The 17,677-nt window shown below is 59.9% G+C and carries 16 protein-coding genes; 8 read left to right on the plus strand and 8 right to left on the minus strand.

Features of this window, described 5'->3' with window-relative positions:
- Nucleotides 1–87 precede the first annotated feature (87 nt).
- A complete protein-coding gene (locus tag RS887_RS06115) occupies nt 88–1,887 on the plus strand; it encodes a sodium:proton antiporter (protein ID WP_322614748.1) in 1,800 nt (599 codons plus the stop codon).
- A 151-nt stretch (nt 1,888–2,038) separates the two neighbouring features.
- Here the strand turns inward: RS887_RS06115 and rplS are convergent, their stop codons facing one another.
- From rplS to ffh, 5 genes are all read right to left on the minus strand, one after another.
- Entirely contained in the window at nt 2,039–2,389 is a 351-nt protein-coding gene (gene rplS / locus RS887_RS06120) for a 50S ribosomal protein L19 (protein ID WP_008018567.1), read from the minus strand.
- Between the two features lie 45 nt (nt 2,390–2,434).
- The gene (gene trmD, locus RS887_RS06125; RefSeq protein ID WP_007897583.1) at nt 2,435–3,187 is read right to left on the minus strand and encodes a tRNA (guanosine(37)-N1)-methyltransferase TrmD; all 753 of its coding nucleotides are present in this window, start codon (nt 3,185–3,187) and stop codon (nt 2,435–2,437) included.
- Between the two features lie 2 nt (nt 3,188–3,189).
- Nucleotides 3,190–3,726: a ribosome maturation factor RimM gene (gene rimM, locus RS887_RS06130; RefSeq protein ID WP_007990026.1), complete on the minus strand. Its 537-nt coding sequence runs from the start codon at nt 3,724–3,726 to the stop codon at nt 3,190–3,192.
- A 5-nt stretch (nt 3,727–3,731) separates the two neighbouring features.
- Entirely contained in the window at nt 3,732–3,983 is a 252-nt protein-coding gene (rpsP, locus tag RS887_RS06135) for a 30S ribosomal protein S16 (protein ID WP_007972721.1), read from the minus strand.
- Nucleotides 3,984–4,392: 409 nt separating this feature from the next.
- Nucleotides 4,393–5,769, minus strand: coding sequence for a signal recognition particle protein (ffh, locus tag RS887_RS06140; RefSeq protein ID WP_322614749.1), 1,377 nt, complete (start codon nt 5,767–5,769; stop codon nt 4,393–4,395).
- Between the two features lie 210 nt (nt 5,770–5,979).
- On the opposite strand from ffh, the gene RS887_RS06145 reads away from it, so the two are divergent.
- From RS887_RS06145 to rlmF, 5 genes are all read left to right on the plus strand, one after another.
- Nucleotides 5,980–6,792, plus strand: coding sequence for a cytochrome C assembly family protein (locus tag RS887_RS06145; RefSeq protein WP_322614750.1), 813 nt, complete (start codon nt 5,980–5,982; stop codon nt 6,790–6,792).
- A 12-nt stretch (nt 6,793–6,804) separates the two neighbouring features.
- Nucleotides 6,805–8,037 (plus strand): transporter associated domain-containing protein, encoded by a 1,233-nt coding sequence (locus tag RS887_RS06150; protein WP_322614751.1) that lies wholly within the window; start codon nt 6,805–6,807, stop codon nt 8,035–8,037.
- 364 nt (nt 8,038–8,401) lie between these two features.
- On the plus strand, nt 8,402–9,718 hold the full coding sequence (locus RS887_RS06155) for an MFS transporter (protein ID WP_322614752.1): 1,317 nt from the start codon (nt 8,402–8,404) through the stop codon (nt 9,716–9,718).
- A gap of 252 nt (nt 9,719–9,970) precedes the next feature.
- Nucleotides 9,971–12,817, plus strand: a complete 2,847-nt coding sequence (locus tag RS887_RS06160) for a valine--tRNA ligase (RefSeq protein WP_322614753.1) — start codon at nt 9,971–9,973, stop codon at nt 12,815–12,817.
- Nucleotides 12,818–13,078: 261 nt separating this feature from the next.
- Entirely contained in the window at nt 13,079–14,107 is a 1,029-nt protein-coding gene (gene rlmF, locus RS887_RS06165; RefSeq protein ID WP_322614754.1) for a 23S rRNA (adenine(1618)-N(6))-methyltransferase RlmF, read from the plus strand.
- A gap of 72 nt (nt 14,108–14,179) precedes the next feature.
- Here rlmF and RS887_RS06170 read toward each other — a convergent pair whose 3' ends face one another.
- On the minus strand, nt 14,180–14,461 hold the full coding sequence (locus RS887_RS06170; RefSeq protein ID WP_007905514.1) for an HU family DNA-binding protein: 282 nt from the start codon (nt 14,459–14,461) through the stop codon (nt 14,180–14,182).
- 396 nt (nt 14,462–14,857) lie between these two features.
- Here RS887_RS06170 and yejK point away from each other — a divergent pair, with 396 nt between their 5' ends.
- A complete protein-coding gene (yejK, locus tag RS887_RS06175; protein WP_008018580.1) occupies nt 14,858–15,862 on the plus strand; it encodes a nucleoid-associated protein YejK in 1,005 nt (334 codons plus the stop codon).
- Nucleotides 15,862–16,212 (plus strand): glutaredoxin family protein, encoded by a 351-nt coding sequence (locus RS887_RS06180; RefSeq protein WP_322614755.1) that lies wholly within the window; start codon nt 15,862–15,864, stop codon nt 16,210–16,212. The genes yejK and RS887_RS06180 overlap by 1 nt, the downstream gene beginning before the upstream one ends.
- A gap of 129 nt (nt 16,213–16,341) precedes the next feature.
- Here RS887_RS06180 and RS887_RS06185 read toward each other — a convergent pair whose 3' ends face one another.
- The gene (locus tag RS887_RS06185) at nt 16,342–17,277 is read right to left on the minus strand and encodes a glutathione S-transferase family protein (RefSeq protein ID WP_322614756.1); all 936 of its coding nucleotides are present in this window, start codon (nt 17,275–17,277) and stop codon (nt 16,342–16,344) included.
- A gap of 88 nt (nt 17,278–17,365) precedes the next feature.
- A complete protein-coding gene (locus RS887_RS06190) occupies nt 17,366–17,668 on the minus strand; it encodes a GIY-YIG nuclease family protein (protein WP_322614757.1) in 303 nt (100 codons plus the stop codon).
- Nucleotides 17,669–17,677 lie beyond the last annotated feature (9 nt).

The following is a 17,677-nucleotide window of genomic DNA, read 5'->3' on the forward strand; positions in this document are numbered from 1 at the left end:
CTTGAGACTGCGCACAAAATTAGAAACAGACATGGAATCGGCCGCTAGTCTTTCACAGGCCGCCAATTCAAGGAACAGGGAGCAGCAATGAGCGAGCAGCAGATTTTATTGGCATTCGGCGGGATAGGCGCGGCGGCATTGCTTTGCCAATGGCTGGCCTGGCGCATGAAACTGCCAGCGATCCTTTTCCTGTTGTTGACCGGCATCCTGGCCGGCCCCGGACTGCACTTGCTCGACCCGCAGGAAATGTTCGGGCCACTGCTGATGCCGCTGGTGTCCCTGGCGGTGGCGCTGATCCTGTTCGAAGGCAGCCTGACCCTGCATTTGTCCGAGTGGCGCGAAATCGGCAGCGTCGTCCACCGCCTGGTCACGATTGGCGCCCTCTCCACTTGGGCGGTCATCGCCGTCGCAACTCATTGGCTGCTGGATTTCGACTGGATGCTGGCCATCCTGTTCGGCAGCCTGACCCTGGTGACCGGGCCGACCGTGATCGTACCGATGCTGCGCGTCGTGCGGCCGAAAGCCTCGATTGCCAACATCCTGCGCTGGGAAGGCATTGTCATCGACCCCATCGGCGCCCTGCTGGCGGTGGTCGTCTATAGCTTCATCATCGCCAGCGCCGAAGGTAACGGCTTCAAGGAAAGCCTGCTGACCTTCGCCGGCGTGATCTTGTGCGGCAGCCTGTTCGGTGTTTTGGGTGGCTGGTTGCTCGGCACCCTGATTCGTCGCCAGTGGCTGCCGGAATACCTGCACAACCTGGCGGCGCTCGCGGCAGTCCTGGGTATTTTCATTGCCTCCAACGAGGTCACCCATGAATCCGGATTGCTGGCAGTGACACTCATGGGCATGTGGCTGGCCAACATGAAAGACGTGGACGTGCGACACATCCTGCATTTCAAGGAGAACCTCAGCGTGCTGCTGATCTCCGGCCTGTTCATTCTGCTGGCGGCACGGCTGGACCTGAACGCCATGATCGGCCTTGGGCCCCTGGGGCTGATTTTGCTGCTGGTCATTCAGTTCATCGCCCGACCTTTGAATGTGCTGCTGTGCACCGCGGGCTCCAGCCTGAGTTGGCGCGAGCGGGCCCTGCTGGCATGGATTGCCCCGAGGGGAATCGTGGCAGCAGCGGTGTCGGCAATTTTCGCCATCCGCCTGCATGAGGCTGGTCATCAGGGGGCATTGCTGCTGGTACCGCTCACGTTTGCGGTGATCATCGGCACAGTCGTGTTGCAAAGCGCGACAGCACGACCGCTGGCACGCCTGCTGAAGGTGGCGGAACCGGCGCCGAGCGGTTTCCTGATCATCGGCGCCAATGGACCTGCGCGCACGCTGGGCAAGGCACTGCAACAACTGGGCAGCCGGGTGCTGTTGACGGACTCGAGCTGGGAGAACATTCGTGCCGCCCGGATGGAAGGTTTGCCAACCTATTTTGGCAACCCGGCGTCGCAGCATGCCGATGCGCACCTGGACCTGGTCGGCCTGGGGCATTTGCTCGCGCTGTCACCCTCCGGAGAGATGAACACCCTGGCGCTCATGCGTTTTCGTCATGAACTAGGCCATCAGCGCATGTTCGGCCTGGCCAGCGGCCAGGAAAGCCGCCGCACCGACAAGCACCGCACCAGCCTGGAGCATCGCGGCAATCAGCTGGGCAGCGAAGCGCTGACCTACGCCAAGCTCGCCAGCCAATTGAGCCAGGGCACCGAGCTATACAGCACGACTTTGACGGATGGCTTCAGTTGGGACGACTACCGCGCGTTGCATGGCGAGCGTGCGACCTTGCTGTTCGTGCGCGATGAGAGCGGTTGGGTGCATGTGGTAACGCCGGAAAGCACACTGAAACCTGCTGCCGGTTGGACGCTGCTGGCGCTGGTTCAGCCCGAGATTTAGCACACCTGTAAAAGATCGCAGCCTTCGGCAGCTCCTACAGGGGTTTGACGTTTGCCTGTAGGAGCTGCCGAAGGCTGCGATCTTTTCTATAAAACCGCAGACAACAAAAAAGCAGCCCGTAGGCTGCTTTTTTCTGCATCGGAAACTGGACTTAAACCAGTTTTTCCTTGATGCGAGCTGCTTTACCCGACAGGTCGCGCAGGTAGTACAGCTTGGCTTTACGTACGTCACCGCGACGCTTGACAGCCATGCTGTCGATTTGCGGGGAGTAGGTCTGGAAAGTACGCTCTACGCCAACACCGTTGGAGATTTTACGAACGGTGAATGCACTGTTTACGCCGCGGTTACGCTTGGCGATAACAACACCTTCGAACGCTTGCAGACGCGAACGGTCGCCTTCCTTCACTTTCACCTGAACGACAATGGTGTCGCCCGGGGCAAAGGGAGGGATCTCTTTGGTCATCTGCTCTGCTTCGAGTGCAAGGATGATTTTGTTAGTCATGCTGTGCTCCTAAGGTAAATCGTCGGATCTACCATCGATACGTTGTTAACTATCGTCCCGCTCGCGGATATATTCCTCGAGCAGCTTCTTCTCTTCTCCAGAAAGCGAGCGGCTTTCCAGAAGATCGGCGCGTCGTTCAAAGGTCCGACCAAGGGACTGCTGTAAACGCCAACGCCGGATGTGCGCGTGATTGCCACTTAGCAATACGTCGGGAACACGCTGATCCGCATACACCTCCGGTCGGGTGTAGTGCGGGCAATCCAGCAAACCATCCGTAAAGGAATCTTCCTCGGCGGAGTCCGCATGCCCTAAAGCTCCAGGCAGCAGTCGTGTAACCGCATCGATCAGGACCATCGCCGGCAGCTCGCCGCCAGACAATACATAGTCGCCAATCGACCACTCTTCATCGACATGAGCATCAATAAAACGCTCGTCAATGCCTTCATAGCGGCCGGCAATCAGGATCAATGCATCCAGATTCGCCAACTCGCGTACCGCCGACTGAGTCAGTTGACGGCCTTGGGGGGACAGGTAAATTACCTTCGCCGCCTCCCCGGCTGCTGCCTTGGCCTGAACCAGAGCATCTTCCAGGGGCTTGATCTTCATCACCATGCCCGGACCACCGCCAAACGGGCGATCGTCCACAGTGTGATGTCGATCCGTCGTGTAGTCTCGCGGATTCCAACAGGTGAGCTGCAAGAGCCCCTGTTTCACCGCACGACTGGTGATGCCGTACTCGCTGATGGCGGAGAACATCTCGGGAAACAGACTGATCACTTCTACGCGCAAGTTAGCCACGCTTAGAAATCCGCGTCCCAATCCACCTTCATCTCGCCTGCGGCCAGGTCGACGGCCAACACGCATTGCTCCGTATAGGGCAACAGGCGTTCGCGATCATCCAGGCTGCCAGCGCAAGGCTTGACCACCATGACATCGTTCGAGCCGGTCTCCAGCAGGTGATCGATTTTCCCGAACAGTTGTCCGAGCGTGTCGATGACCTTGAGACCTTCCAGCTGGTACCAGTAGTACTCGCCGTCGGTCAGTTCAGGGAACAGGTTGCGCGGCACGCAGATCTCATAACCGGCCAGAAGACGAGCTTCTTCGCGATCATCGAGACCCTTGAGCTTTGCGACCAGGAACTTGTCGTTCCCGCGTCCGCTGACCAGCTCTACCTGCTTTACATTGCCCTCACGCTTGAGCGTCCAGGTTTTGTAGTCCAGCAGGTTTTTAATCGGATCAGTAAAGGAGTACACCTTCACTTCGCCGCGAACGCCGTGAACAGAATAAATCTTGCCGATAACGATCAAATCATCAGCAATGGCTGGCGTCGCGTTCATATTGCTCAGGCCGCAGCCTTAGCAGATTCCTTCAACAACTGAGCAACGCGCTCAGAAGGTTGTGCACCAACGCTCAGCCAGTAGGCTACGCGCTCTTGGTTCACGGACAGACGAACTTCCTGACCACGGGCAACAGGGTTGAAGTAGCCAACCTGTTCCTTGTGCGAACCGTCGCGCGGGTTGCGGCTGTCGGTTACGGTCAAGTGGTAAAACGGGCGCTTTTTGGAGCCGCCAAGGGCAAGACGGATTGTTAGCATGTGAACATCGTTCCTGTAGTCGGTGCTGCAAATCTAAATGCACAGCGGGCATGGGTGCCCGAAAGGCCGCATATTCTAAGGAATATCCGGACTTTTGCAAATGCCTTTTTCCGGCACCTGTCACCGTGCCATCCAGATTGGCTATAGAGCCGTCGTTGAAAACGGCCGGTCAGCTCCCGCCAAGCGCGGGTTTGCTGGAGATCCCGCTTCCTTGCGGGACTGCGCCGGTACGACGACCGGCGAGTTTTTTCGTGTCCTGTCTCGCCAATTTCGCTCACTTTTGGCGAGTGGCTGATGCACTCAAGCAAAGCGCCGCGACGAGTCATAGCCCGCTATGGCGAGGATCGGCAACGCAGCATGAGAGCATCAGACGCCGTCAAAAGTGAGCAGAATTGGCGTGACCGGACACCTATATCTTTGGCATGCCGCCGCCGGGCAACATTCCGCCCATGCCGCGCATCATCTTGGCCATTCCGCCTTTTGCAGAGAATTTCTTCATCATTTTCTGCATCTGCTTGTGCTGCTTGATCAAGCGGCCGATGTCCTGCACCTGGGTGCCGGAACCCATGGCGATCCGGCGCTTGCGCGAACCGCTGATCATCTCGGGGTCGCGGCGCTCGGCCGGGGTCATCGAGTTGATGATGGCTTCCATCTGCTTGAATTGCTTTTCTGCCGCGCCCTGGGCGTTGCCCATCTGCGCCAGATTCACGCCGCCCATGTTCGGCAGCTTGTCCATGAGCCCGCCGAGGCCGCCCATGTTCTTCATTTGTTGCAGCTGATCGCGGAAGTCTTCGAGGTCGAAGCCCTTGCCCTTCTTCAACTTTTTAGCAAGCTTGTCGGCTTTGTCCTTGTCGAGCGTCGCTTCCGCCTGTTCGATCAGGCTGAGCACGTCACCCATGCCGAGGATGCGCGAGGCGATACGCTCAGGATGGAACGGATCGAGCGCTTCGCTCTTCTCGCCCATACCGATGAACTTGATCGGCTTGCCGGTGATGGCACGCACCGACAGAGCGGCACCGCCCCGGGCGTCGCCGTCGACCTTGGTCAGGATCACACCGGTCAGCGGCAATGCATCGCCGAAGGCCTTGACCGTGTTGGCGGCATCCTGGCCGGTCATGGCGTCGACCACGAACAGGGTTTCGATCGGGTTGATCGCGGCATGCAGTGCCTTGATCTCGCCCATCATCTCTTCATCGATGTGCAGGCGGCCGGCGGTATCGACGATGACCACGTCGATGAATTTGAGCCTTGCTTCTTTAATAGCCGCCTGGGCGATGTCGACCGGCTTCTGGCTCAGGTCGGACGGGAAGAAGGTCACGCCGATGTCATTGGCCAGGGTTTCCAGTTGCTTGATCGCCGCCGGACGGTAAACGTCGGCGGACACAACCATGACCGATTTCTTCTTGCGCTCTTTAAGGAAGCGCGCGAGCTTGCCGGCGGTGGTGGTCTTACCCGCGCCCTGCAAACCGGCCATCAGGATGACGGCGGGTGGAACGGCGCTCAGGTTCAGGTCTTCGTTGGCGGCGCCCATCAGGCTTTCGAGCTCGGCCTGGACGATCTTCACGAAGGCCTGGCCCGGCGTCAGGCTGCGCGACACCTCGGTACCGACGGCACGTTCCTTCACCGAATTGACGAAGTCCTTGACCACCGGCAGGGCGACGTCGGCTTCGAGCAACGCCATGCGCACTTCGCGCAGGGTATCTTTGATGTTGTCTTCAGTCAGCTTGGCCTTGCCGGTGACATGGCGCAGCGTCTGCGAGAGACGGTCGGTTAAGTTTTCAAACATTGCGCGATCCTTTCAGGCCCTGTGTAGACCGGGATAATGGCGGCCCGGACCGGACTAAACGTGTGCTCGGCGAGCCTGCGGCGTGGGCAGGTCGCGGATTATAGCGAAGACTGTGGCTGGCGGACACCTCGCCGTCGGCTTGCGCGGTCTTTCGTGTGGTGGGGGTTCTATGCCAAACTCAGCGACTTTCGGGCTTGCCTAACAGGATTTATGCTCCCCTTGTCACCCAGCTTGCTTACTACCCTCGCCGCCGCCTGCTTGTACGCCGCTGCGACCATATATCAGGGCACTCGCCTGGCTTCCGGCACCAAGGCCAACAAACGCCTGCTGGTCATGCTTGGCGTGCTCGCCGTATTGACCCACAGCGCCAGCCTGCTCACCCACCTGCTGACCCCGACCGGCCTGGGCCTGGACTTCTTCACTGCTGCCAGCCTGATTGCCGTGGCGGTCATCGCATTGACCCTGCTGGCCTGCTCGCGGATACCGGTAGAGAACCTGCTGATACTGCTGTTCCCGCTAGGGGCCTTGACCGTGTTGCTGGCGCATTTCGCGCCAGCCGGCACGGTGCAGATCATCGATGAGGAGCCGGGCATCCTCGCCCACATCCTGCTCTCGATTCTTGCCTACGGCATGTTCACCATCGCGGTGTTCCAGGCCTTGCTGCTGCTGGTTCAAGACCACCAGCTCAAGCACAAGCACCCATCCGGGCTGATCAAGAACTTCCCGCCGCTGCAAACCATGGAAAGCCTGCTGTTCGGCTTCCTGTGGGCCGGCTGGACACTATTGTCGCTGTCGCTGATTTCCGGCTGGCTGTTCGTCGAAAACCTGTTCGCCCAGCATCTGGTGCACAAAACCCTGCTGGCCTGCCTGGCCTGGATCGTTTTCAGCGTGCTGCTGTGGGGGCGCAATCGCCTCGGCTGGCGCGGGCACAAAGCCATTCGCTGGACCCTGGCCGGTTTCTGCCTGCTGATGCTGGCGTATTTCGGCAGCAAACTGGTTCGTGAATACATCCTGCATATCTGACGGGCGGCATTAATGGACGACTTGCCCATAGGGCCGATGCTCGCGGTAGTGACCCTGCTGATTTTATGGTCGGGGCTGTTTACCGCCATCGAAGCGGCGCACCAGCATTTGCTGGCCCAGCGCACCGCAACGCGTTCCAGCGACAAGCCGGTGGCGAAACTCAGCTTCCCGCTGGCCAGCCTGATTTTTTGCAACACCCTGTGCCGTGCACTCGTGGTGGTCATCAGCACCTTGCTGGCCATTTTCACCTGGGCCGAGAACGGCCCGTGGGTCGCCTGCCTCGGGGCGGGTGCCATTTTGCTGGTGTTTTCCGACTACTTGCCACGCGCCCTCGCCGCACGCTATCCGGATGCGATCCTGGCCCAGGGCAACAACCTGCTGCGATTGCCGCTGAAAATCATCTATCCCGCGGCATGGCTGCTCAACAGCATCAGTCAGTTGCTGACGCGACCATTCGCCCGTAAAGCCAAAGTGGTGCAGCAGAGTGAGGACGAAGCGCTGACGGAGCGGCATGCGCCCTCCGAAACCGTAAGCCGCCCTCACCCGCTGCCAGGCATCCATGCACTGGACAACATTACCGTCAATGACATCCTGGTGCCGCGCAGTGACGTGGATGGCATCAACCTCGATGACCCCATTGAAGAAATCATCGAACAATTGCGCCACAACAAGCGCACGCGCCTGCCAGTTTTCCACAGTGATATCAATCAGGTCGAAGCCGTCCTCAACACCCGACACATCCTTCACTTGCTGCCCGATGCGAGCCTGACCAGGGAAGCGTTGCTGGCGGCCAGCCACGAGCCGTACTTCGTGCCGGAAAGTACCCCGTTGCAGCTGCAACTGCTCAACTTCCACAAGCAGCAGCGGCGCCTGGGCATGGTGGTCGACGAATACGGCGAAGTGCTGGGCATCGTCACCCTGGAAGACATCCTCGAAGAAATCGTCGGCGAGTTCGAAAGCCAGCACAGCCTGGACAATCCGCACATTCATCCGCAAGCCGACGGACGCCTGGTGATCGACGGAGCCGCGTCCATTCGCGAGCTGAACAAGAGCCTCGGCTGGCACCTGCCCAGCGATGGCCCGAAAACCCTGAACGGCCTGGTCACCGAGGCGCTGGAAACCATCCCCGAAAGCGCGGTGTGCCTGAAGATCGGCCGGTATCGCCTGGAAATTCTCGAGACCGAGGACAACCGTGTCACGCGGGTGCTGATCTGGCAGACCAGCTCGATGCCTGTCGTTATCTAAAACCTGACACAAATCCCTGTGGCGAGGGAGCTTGCTCCCGCTGGACTGCGAAGCAGCCCCCAGACCCTATTGCGACCGCTGCGCGCCCGAGCGGGAGCAAGCTCCCTCGCCACAAAGGTCCGTAGTGACTCGGGCCACTTGTTCGATCGTTAGCCACCTTCCTATGATCGAACCGCTTACCCAAGCCTCGCCGGCCCCGTGCTTACCCCGCACTTCGCAACTACCGGCCTGTCCATCCGCAAAGCCCGCAACCAACCGACGACTGTTCCTACCTTGAACAGCGACCGTGCCTCCCCCCACATCCCTGGGTTCTCGACCATAATAATTCGCTCCACTGGAGCCCATGACTGTCAGGGATAACCGCATGACGACCAGCACGACCTACAGCGACTCCACACCTGCGCAACCGACGAACTCCGCCACCCGCGTGGCCACCGCAAGCTTCATCGGCGCCGCCATCGAGTTCTACGATTTCTATGTCTATGCCACTGCCGCTGCGCTGGTGATCGGCCCGGTGTTCTTTCCGCAGACATCCGGCACCGCCCAGATGCTTTCGGCGTTTCTCACGTTCGGTATCGCCTTCCTTGCACGCCCCTTGGGTTCGGCGCTTTTCGGCCACTTTGGCGACCGTATCGGTCGCAAATCGACCCTGGTCGCCTCGCTGCTGCTGATGGGCGTGTGCACCACGCTGATCGGCGTGCTGCCGGGTTACGACAGCATAGGCGCCTGGGCCCCGATCCTGCTTTGCGCCCTGCGCTTCGGCCAAGGCCTGGGGCTGGGCGGTGAATGGGGTGGCGCGGCATTGCTGGCCACCGAGAACGCGCCGAAAGGCAAACGCGCGTGGTTCGGCATGTTTCCGCAACTGGGTCCATCCATTGGCTTTCTGGCGGCCAACGGTCTGTTCCTGACATTGGCCCTGGTACTGGACGATGAACAGTTCCGCTCCTGGGGCTGGCGTATTCCGTTCCTGCTCAGCGCCGCACTGGTGATGGTCGGCCTGTACGTTCGCCTCAAGCTTCACGAGACACCGGTGTTCGCCAATGCCGTGGCTCGCGAGGAACGGGTGAAGATCCCGCTGTTCGAGTTGTTCAGCCAATACTGGTTGCCGGTAATGCTGGGCGCCGGCGCGATGGTTGTGTGCTACGCGCTGTTCTATATCTCCACCGTGTTTTCCCTGAGTTACGGCGTGGCAACGCTCGGCTACAGCCGCGAAACCTTCCTCGGCCTGCTGTGCTTCGCGGTGCTGTTCATGGCGGCCGCCACCCCGCTGTCGGCCTGGGCCAGCGACCGTTACGGGCGCAAACCGGTGCTGATCGTCGGTGGCGTACTGGCGATCCTGTCCGGCTTTCTCATGGAGCCGCTGCTGACCCAAGGCTCGACCTGGAGTGTGGCGTTGTTCCTGTGCATCGAACTGTTTCTGATGGGCGTGACGTTTGCGCCGATGGGTGCGCTGCTGCCGGAACTGTTCCCCACCCATGTGCGCTACACCGGCGCCTCGGCAGCCTACAACCTGGGCGGTATCGTTGGCGCTTCGGCGGCGCCGTTCTTCGCGCAGAAGCTGGTGGCGATGGGCGGATTGAGTTACGTCGGCGGTTATGTGTCCGGGGCGGCAGTGCTGAGCCTGATTGCTGTGCTGTGCCTGAAGGAAACGCGTCATAACGATTTGAATCAGGTTGCCTGACCGATTGCTTTCGCGGGCAAGTCGGATCGCCGCACCGCCGCTCCCACAGGTTATGTGTCGTACAGCTATTTTGTGATCGACACTAACCCTGTGGGAGCGGGCTTGCCCGCGATGGCGTCTTTGCTGACAAAACACTCCCCGAAAAAACACGGTTTTCCCCCACCCATTGTCACCTCGCTCTACGCGCATCGGCTCATCCCCGCTATACTTCCCGGCTTTTCCTGAATAAATGCCAATAGGGTCCCGCCGCGCATGGATAAGACCTACCAGCCGCACGCCATTGAAACTTCCTGGTACAACACCTGGGAGTCAGAGAATTACTTCGCCCCGCAAGGCGCGGGCGAGTCCTACACCATCATGATCCCGCCGCCGAACGTTACCGGCAGCCTGCACATGGGGCACGGCTTCAACAACGCGATCATGGACGCCCTGATCCGTTTCCGCCGCATGCAGGGTCGCAACACCCTGTGGCAGCCAGGCACCGACCACGCCGGTATCGCCACGCAGATGCTGGTAGAGCGTCAGCTCGAAGCCAAGGGCCAGAGCCGTCACGACCTGGGCCGCGAGAAATTCCTCGAGAAAGTCTGGGAGTGGAAGGATGAGTCCGGTGGCAACATCAGCCGTCAGATCCGTCGCCTCGGTTCGTCTGTCGACTGGAGCCGCGAGCGCTTCACCATGGACGATGGCCTCTCGGAAGCCGTTAAAGAAGCCTTCGTCCGTTTGCACGAAGACGGCCTGATCTACCGCGGTAAGCGCCTGGTCAACTGGGACACCAAACTGCACACGGCGATTTCCGACCTCGAAGTGGAAAACCACGACGAGAAAGGTTTCCTGTGGAACCTGAAATACCCGCTGGCCGACGGTGCCAAGACCGCGGAAGGCAACGATTTCCTGATCGTCGCGACCACTCGCCCGGAAACCATGCTCGGCGACTCCGCCGTGGCCGTTAACCCGAACGATGAACGCTACAAAGCCCTGATCGGCAAATTTGTCGAGCTGCCGCTGGTCGGCCGCCGCATCCCGATCATTGCCGACGATTACTGCGACCCTGAATTCGGCACCGGCTGCGTGAAAATCACCCCGGCCCACGATTTCAACGACTACGAAGTCGGCAAGCGTCACAACCTGCCGCTGCTGAACATCTTCGACAAAAACGCAACGGTCCTGCCGGCCTGCCAGGTGTTCAACCTCGACGGCACGCTGAACGAAACCATCGACGGCAAGATCCCGGCCGAATACGCCGGTCTCGACCGCTTCGAAGCCCGCAAGCAGATCGTCGCCGCGTTCGACGCTGCCGGCCTGCTGGTCAGCGTTGACGATCACGCCCTGAAAGTACCGAAAGGCGACCGCTCCGGCACCGTCATCGAGCCGTGGCTGACCGACCAGTGGTACGTGTCCACCAAGCCTTTGGCCGAGCCTGCGATTGCCGCCGTCGAAGACGGCCGTATCCAGTTCGTGCCAAAACAGTACGAAAACATGTACTTCTCGTGGATGCGCGACATCCAGGACTGGTGCATCAGCCGTCAGCTGTGGTGGGGCCACCGGATTCCGGCCTGGTACGACGAGTCGGGCAAGGTCTACGTCGGTCGCGACGAAGCCGAAGTGCGGGCCAAGCACAACATCGGCCCGGACGTCGCGCTGCAACAGGACAATGACGTTCTCGACACCTGGTTCAGCTCGGGCCTGTGGACGTTCTCCACCCTCGGCTGGCCGGAAAAAACCGAATTCCTGAAGAAATTCCACTCCACCGACGTGCTGGTGACCGGCTTCGACATCATTTTCTTCTGGGTTGCCCGGATGATCATGCTCACCATGCATTTGGTGAAAAACGAAGATGGCACGCCGCAGGTTCCGTTCAAGACGGTGTACGTTCATGGCCTGGTGCGTGACGGTCAGGGCCAGAAGATGTCCAAGTCCAAGGGCAACGTCCTGGACCCGCTGGACATCATCGACGGCATCGAACTGGAAGAGCTTGTTCAAAAGCGTACCTCCGGCCTGATGCAGCCGAAACTGGCGAAGAAGATCGAGAAGCAGACCCGCGACGAGTTCGCCGAAGGCATCGCCAGCTACGGCACCGACGCCCTGCGCTTCACCTTCTGCTCGCTGGCGTCCACTGGTCGCGACATCAAGTTCGACATGGGCCGCGTCGAAGGCTATCGCAACTTCTGCAACAAGATCTGGAACGCGGCGCGCTACGTGCTGGACAAGGGCGAAGACTGTGGCCAGAACGGCGAAGCCTATGAGCTGTCCCTGGCCGATCGCTGGATCATTTCGCAACTGCAACGCACCGAAGCCGAAGTGACCCGCCAGCTCGACCAGTTCCGTTTCGACCTGGCTGCGCAAGCCTTGTACGAGTTCATCTGGAACCAGTATTGCGACTGGTACCTGGAACTGTCCAAGCCTGTTCTGTGGGACGAAAACGCACCGGTCGAACGCCAGCGCGGCACCCGTCGCACCCTGGTGCGCGTACTGGAAGTGGCCCTGCGCCTGGCACACCCGTTCATGCCGTTCATCACCGAAGAAATCTGGCAGCGCATCGCACCGCTGGCCGGCATCGAAGGCAAGACGATCATGCTGCAACCTTGGCCAGTGGCCAACGAAACACGCATCGATCAGGCGGCCGAAGATGACATCGAATGGCTCAAGGGCCTGATGCTCGGCACCCGTAACATCCGTGGCGAAATGAACATCGGCCCGGGCAAACCGCTGCCGTTGTTCCTGAAAAACGTCAGCGCCGAGGATCAGCGTCGCCTGACCGAGAACGAAGCCCTGCTGAAGAAGCTGGCGCGCCTCGAGTCGATCACCGTGCTGGCTGCTGGCGAAGAAGCACCGCTGTCCGCCACCGCGCTGGTCGGCGAGATGGAAGTGCTGGTGCCAATGGCCGGCTTGATCGACAAAGGTGCGGAACTGGCGCGTCTGGACAAGGAAATCCAGCGTCTGCAAGGTGAAGTGCAACGCGTCGGCGGCAAGCTGTCCAACGCCGGTTTCGTTGACAAGGCACCCGCCGAAGTCATCGACAAGGAACGCGCCAAACTGGCCGAGGCCGAACAGGCCCTGGGCAAGCTGGCCGAGCAGCATGCGCGGATTGCCAGCCTGTAACGGCAGATCGCACTGAAAGAGGGAGGCCAATTGGCCTCCCTCTTTTGTGTTTGCCGCTTTCCCAATACACCAAAATACCCTGTGGGAGCGAGCTTGCTCGCGATAGCGGGCGGTCAGGCGACATCAATGTCGAATGTTCTGCCGTCATCGCGAGCAAGCTCGCTCCCACAGGGTTCTGTGTTGTTTTTGATAATGGGTTCACAACGGCAGGATGTGGGACAATGCCCGCCACTTTCAGCCATGCCCGAATCGACCACACCCATGACCGCCCCCCGCCCCCCCAAGCCTGCGCGCAAAAAGCCTGCCCCGAAGACCCCGGCCACGGCCGTCGCCCCGAAGGAAAAGGCCAGCCTGCACCCGCGCAATCGCCATCAGGGTCGCTATGACTTTCCGGCGCTGATCAAAAGCGCCCCGGAACTGAAGAAGTTCGTGATCATCAATCCGTACGGCAAGGAAAGCATCGACTTCGCCAGCCCGGAAGCCGTGCGGGTGTTCAATCGGGCACTGCTCAAGTCGTTCTATGGCATCGCTCACTGGGACATTCCGGCCGACTACCTGTGCCCACCGGTGCCAGGCCGTGCCGATTACGTGCACTTCCTCGCCGACCTGCTGGCCAGCGGCAATGACGGCGTGATCCCTCGTAGCGCCGCCGTGAAGGTGCTGGACATCGGCATGGGCGCCAACTGCGTGTATCCGCTGATCGGTTACAGCGACTATCGCTGGCAGTTCCTCGGTTCCGATATCGATGCGACCGCCATTGCCGCGGCAAAGGCCATCATTCAATCCAATGGCCTGAACAAAGCGATTCAGGTACGCCAGCAGAGCAACCCCAAGCAGATCCTCACAGGCTTGCTGGAGAGCACTGAGCGGTTCGACCTGACCCTGTGCAACCCGCCATTCCACGCCTCGCTGGACGAGGCCACACGGGGCAGCACGCGCAAATGGCGCGCCCTGGGCAAAGCCGATCCGAAACGCAAGCTGCCGGTGTTGAACTTTGGCGGCCAAGCGGCGGAACTGTGGTGTGAGGGCGGCGAAGTGCGTTTCGTCACGCAACTGGTCAGCGAGAGCGTGCAGGTGGCGCAACAAGTGCTGTGGTTCAGCACGCTGGTGTCGAAGGCGTCGAACCTGCCGGCGATCCAGGCAGCCCTGAGCAAGGCCGGCGCACTGGAAAGTCAGGTGGTGGAAATGGGGCAGGGACAGAAGCAGAGCCGCTTCGTCGCCTGGACCTTCCAGACCAAAGCGCAGCAACAGGCCTGGCGCCAGGCACGATGGAGCAACGCTTCAGCGTAGAGAGCACTTTATCGCGCCCACAAAAAAACCGTGCCCGGATCGCTCCGGTGCACGGTTTTTTTTCAACAAGTCTTACTTGTTGACAGCGTCGGTCAGGCCTTTGGCCACAACCAGCTTGATCACTTTCTTGGCAGCGATTTCGATGGCAGCGCCAGTCGAAGGGTTACGGCCAGTACGGGCAGGGCGCTCAGTCACTTTCAGTTTGCCGATACCTGGCAGAGTGATTTCGCCGCCGTTTTCCAGCTGATCGGCAACGATTTGGCCCAGTTGGTCCAGAGCGTTACGCGCGGTGGTTTTCGGCGCGTCGATAGCTTCAGCGATGTCGGCGATCAGTTGGTCTTTAGTAAGAGCCATTTAGTGTTCCTTCCCTATCAAATTCATATGGATTGCAGAGTGCAATGTCAGCCATCGAGCCCGATCTTCTGGATCTGGCACCCTCGGCCAAATAACCTCGGGATCGGGGTTATAGATACCGAAATCAGGGTTTGGTTCGACCTGACAAATGCTGACTGCACGCTTAACGCAGTGACTTCGCGCAAGACCGGGCAAAGCTAGCACACAGGCGTGGAAATATCCGCCTCTAGCTACCCATTTGGTCAGCTTTATTGCGCTAAAACAGGAAAAAAACGCATAAGCACCGTCGGTCGCCCGCCAATTGCCCTTCGCACCGCGCCAAAACCAGCGGTTGCGGTACACTGAGCGCTTTTTCGGGGGAGCACGCCCTCCTCTCTTCATTCAGCCGAGAAGCCCATGCCGATCCGTCATTGCATCGTCCACCTGATCGACAAAAAACCCGACGGCACACCTGCAGTTCTCCACGCCCGTGACTCTGAACTGGCCGAGTCCGCGGCCATCGAGAACATGCTCGCCGACCTCAACGAAAGCTATAACGCCAAACAGGGTAAAGCCTGGGGCCTGTTCCATCCGGAATCCGGCGCGTTCCCGTTCAGCGGCTGGCTGAAGGAGTACCTCGAGGGCGGCCAGGATTTCACTGCATTCAGCCGCGTGGCGGTCGAGCATCTGCAGAAACTGATGGAGGAATCGAACCTGTCGGTCGGCGGCCACGTGCTGTTCGCGCACTATCAACAAGGCATGACCGACTACCTGGCCATCGCCCTGCTGCACCACAGTGAAGGCGTGGCCGTGACCGATGAACTGGACGTGACTCCGTCCCGTCACCTGGACCTGGGTCAATTGCACCTGGCAGCGCGGATCAACGTTTCCGAATGGCAGAACAATAAACAGTCCAAACAGTACATTTCGTTCATCAAAGGCAAGAACGGCAAGAAGGTTTCGGAGTATTTCCGCGACTTCATTGGCTGTCAGGAAGGCGTCGACGGCCCCGGTGAAACCCGCACCCTGCTCAAGGCCTTCAGCGATTTCGTCGAAAGCGAAGACCTGCCGGAAGACGACGCCCGCGAGAAGACCAAGACCCTGGTGGATTACGCCAGCAGCCAGGCCAAGCTCGGTGAGCCGATGGGCCTGGAAGAACTGTCGGGGCTGATCGACGAGGAACGCCCGAAGGCCTTCTACGATCACATCCGCAACAAGGATTACGGCCTCTCGCCGGAAATCCCGGCCGATAAACGCACCCTGAACCAGTTCCGCCGATTCACTGGCCGCGCCGAAGGCCTGTCGATCAGTTTCGAAGCCCACCTGCTGGGCTCGAAGATCGAGTACGACGAAGAAGCCGGCACGTTGATCATCAAGGGCCTGCCCACTTCGCTCACCGATCAGTTGAAGCGTCGCAACTGATGCTCGGCGGCGTACTGAAAAAATTCCTGCTGATCCTGCTGGTGGTCGTGGCTTACCAGAACTGGGGCAAGATCGAGCGGGTGTTCAACCCTTCGCAAGTCGTGTCCGAGCAGACGCAGGCCCAGGCCAACGTCGTGCTCTACGCCACCGAATGGTGTGGTTACTGCAAGCTGACCCGGCGCTTTCTCGACCAGAAAGGTATTCCGTACAAGGAGTTCGATATCGAGAAGGATGCCGTCGCGCGCGGGGACTATCAGGCGCTGGGCGGTGGCGGCATTCCGATCATCGATGTGAACGGAACCCTGATTCGCGGGTATGACCCGGATGCGATTCTGGCTGCGCTGAATTAACTGATCAGGCTCACAAAACCTTTGTGGCGAGGGAGCTTGCTCCCGCTGGACTGCGCAGCAGTCCCTCTTCAGGGGGCCGCTTCGCGACCCGACGGGAGCAAGCTCCCTCGCCACAGGTGTACATCTGCATCAGATGGCTTCGATCCGGAAACCAAACCGCGGGAAGTGCACATGCACCACACCGCCACGCTCGTCCTTGCGCCGCACGATCAGCTCCTCGCGGCCGGCAAACAACAACTCCCCCGCCACCGGATCAACGCCATAGTCCGTGGCCGTGATCACTACCTGCTGCCCCGCCTTGAACCCATTGGGATCGAAGAACTGCTCATCCGGCAACGCCGCTGGCGTGGACGTGCGCGCCACTGCCAGAGCCTCCTCGGAACTCATCTCGCTGGACGCACCATGACCGAAGCCCAAGACCCGCGCATGCCACGCGGCGACTGCCGGGTAAGCATCCACCAGTGGCGCCGTGACGGGTGTGGCCTTGAGGAACCAGAGACAATGAGCCAGGGCAAAGTCGGCAATCGACGGTTCACCGAACAGGAAATCACCCTCTTCGCGCTGCAACTGCAGCTCCAGCCGCGACATGATCGTTGGCCATTGATGTTTGGCCTGCTCGGCGGACAGCTTTGTCGCACTACCGCCACTGAAGAACCCGGCGCGGTCGGCAATAAACGCCTTGATCGCTTCCGGCGACAAATTGCCAAAGCGCACCGCTATCGATTCCGGCTGGAACACCAGGCTGACCGCATGCTGGAACACCACTGAGTCGGCCCAGGCTGCAAACGTCGCGGTGATCATTTCCTGACCTTCCGGGAAAAACGCCGGCAAGGTTTTTTCTTGCTCCAGTCGCCGGGCAATCAATGCCGTATCGCAGTAAATATCCGCACCGACCTGCAACACCGGGGTCTTGCGATAACCACCGGTCAACGCCGTGAGATCCGGTTTGGGCATCACTGGCGAGATCTTCACCGAACGCCAGGACAAGCCCTTGAAGCCCAGCAGCAGGCGAGCCTTCTCGGCAAAGGGGGACGTCGGGTAATGATGCAGAATCAACTCGGACATGCTCGGCTCCGCCGCAAAAATCAGGAGCCCTCAGCTTAGCGCGCTATCACCTGGCAGCCTACAGATCTGCCTGATGGGAACTGATCAGTCAGAGTGATAAGCCAGAGGCGGCGCTCGCTGCGCTCGCCACCAGGCATTCCTTGGCGCTCTTTTTGAGTTTCTTGATCAGCCGCTCCTGACGTAACGCATCGCTTTTGTCACGACAGCGTTCGGTGTAGACCAGGGCCATGGCGGGGCTGGAAAGAAAGAATCGTGCGCCCTTGCCGCTTTGATGCTTGGCGAAGCGACGCATGGGATCATCGCTGATCCCACAATAGAGCGAACCGTTGGCCGCGCGAACGAGGTAGACGAACCAGGTTTTGTCGACAGGGCTTTCGCTGAGGGTGGTCACGTAACGATC

The organism is Pseudomonas sp. BIC9C (assembly GCF_034541995.1).
Classification (GTDB): Bacteria; Pseudomonadota; Gammaproteobacteria; order Pseudomonadales; family Pseudomonadaceae; genus Aquipseudomonas; species Aquipseudomonas fluorescens_CC.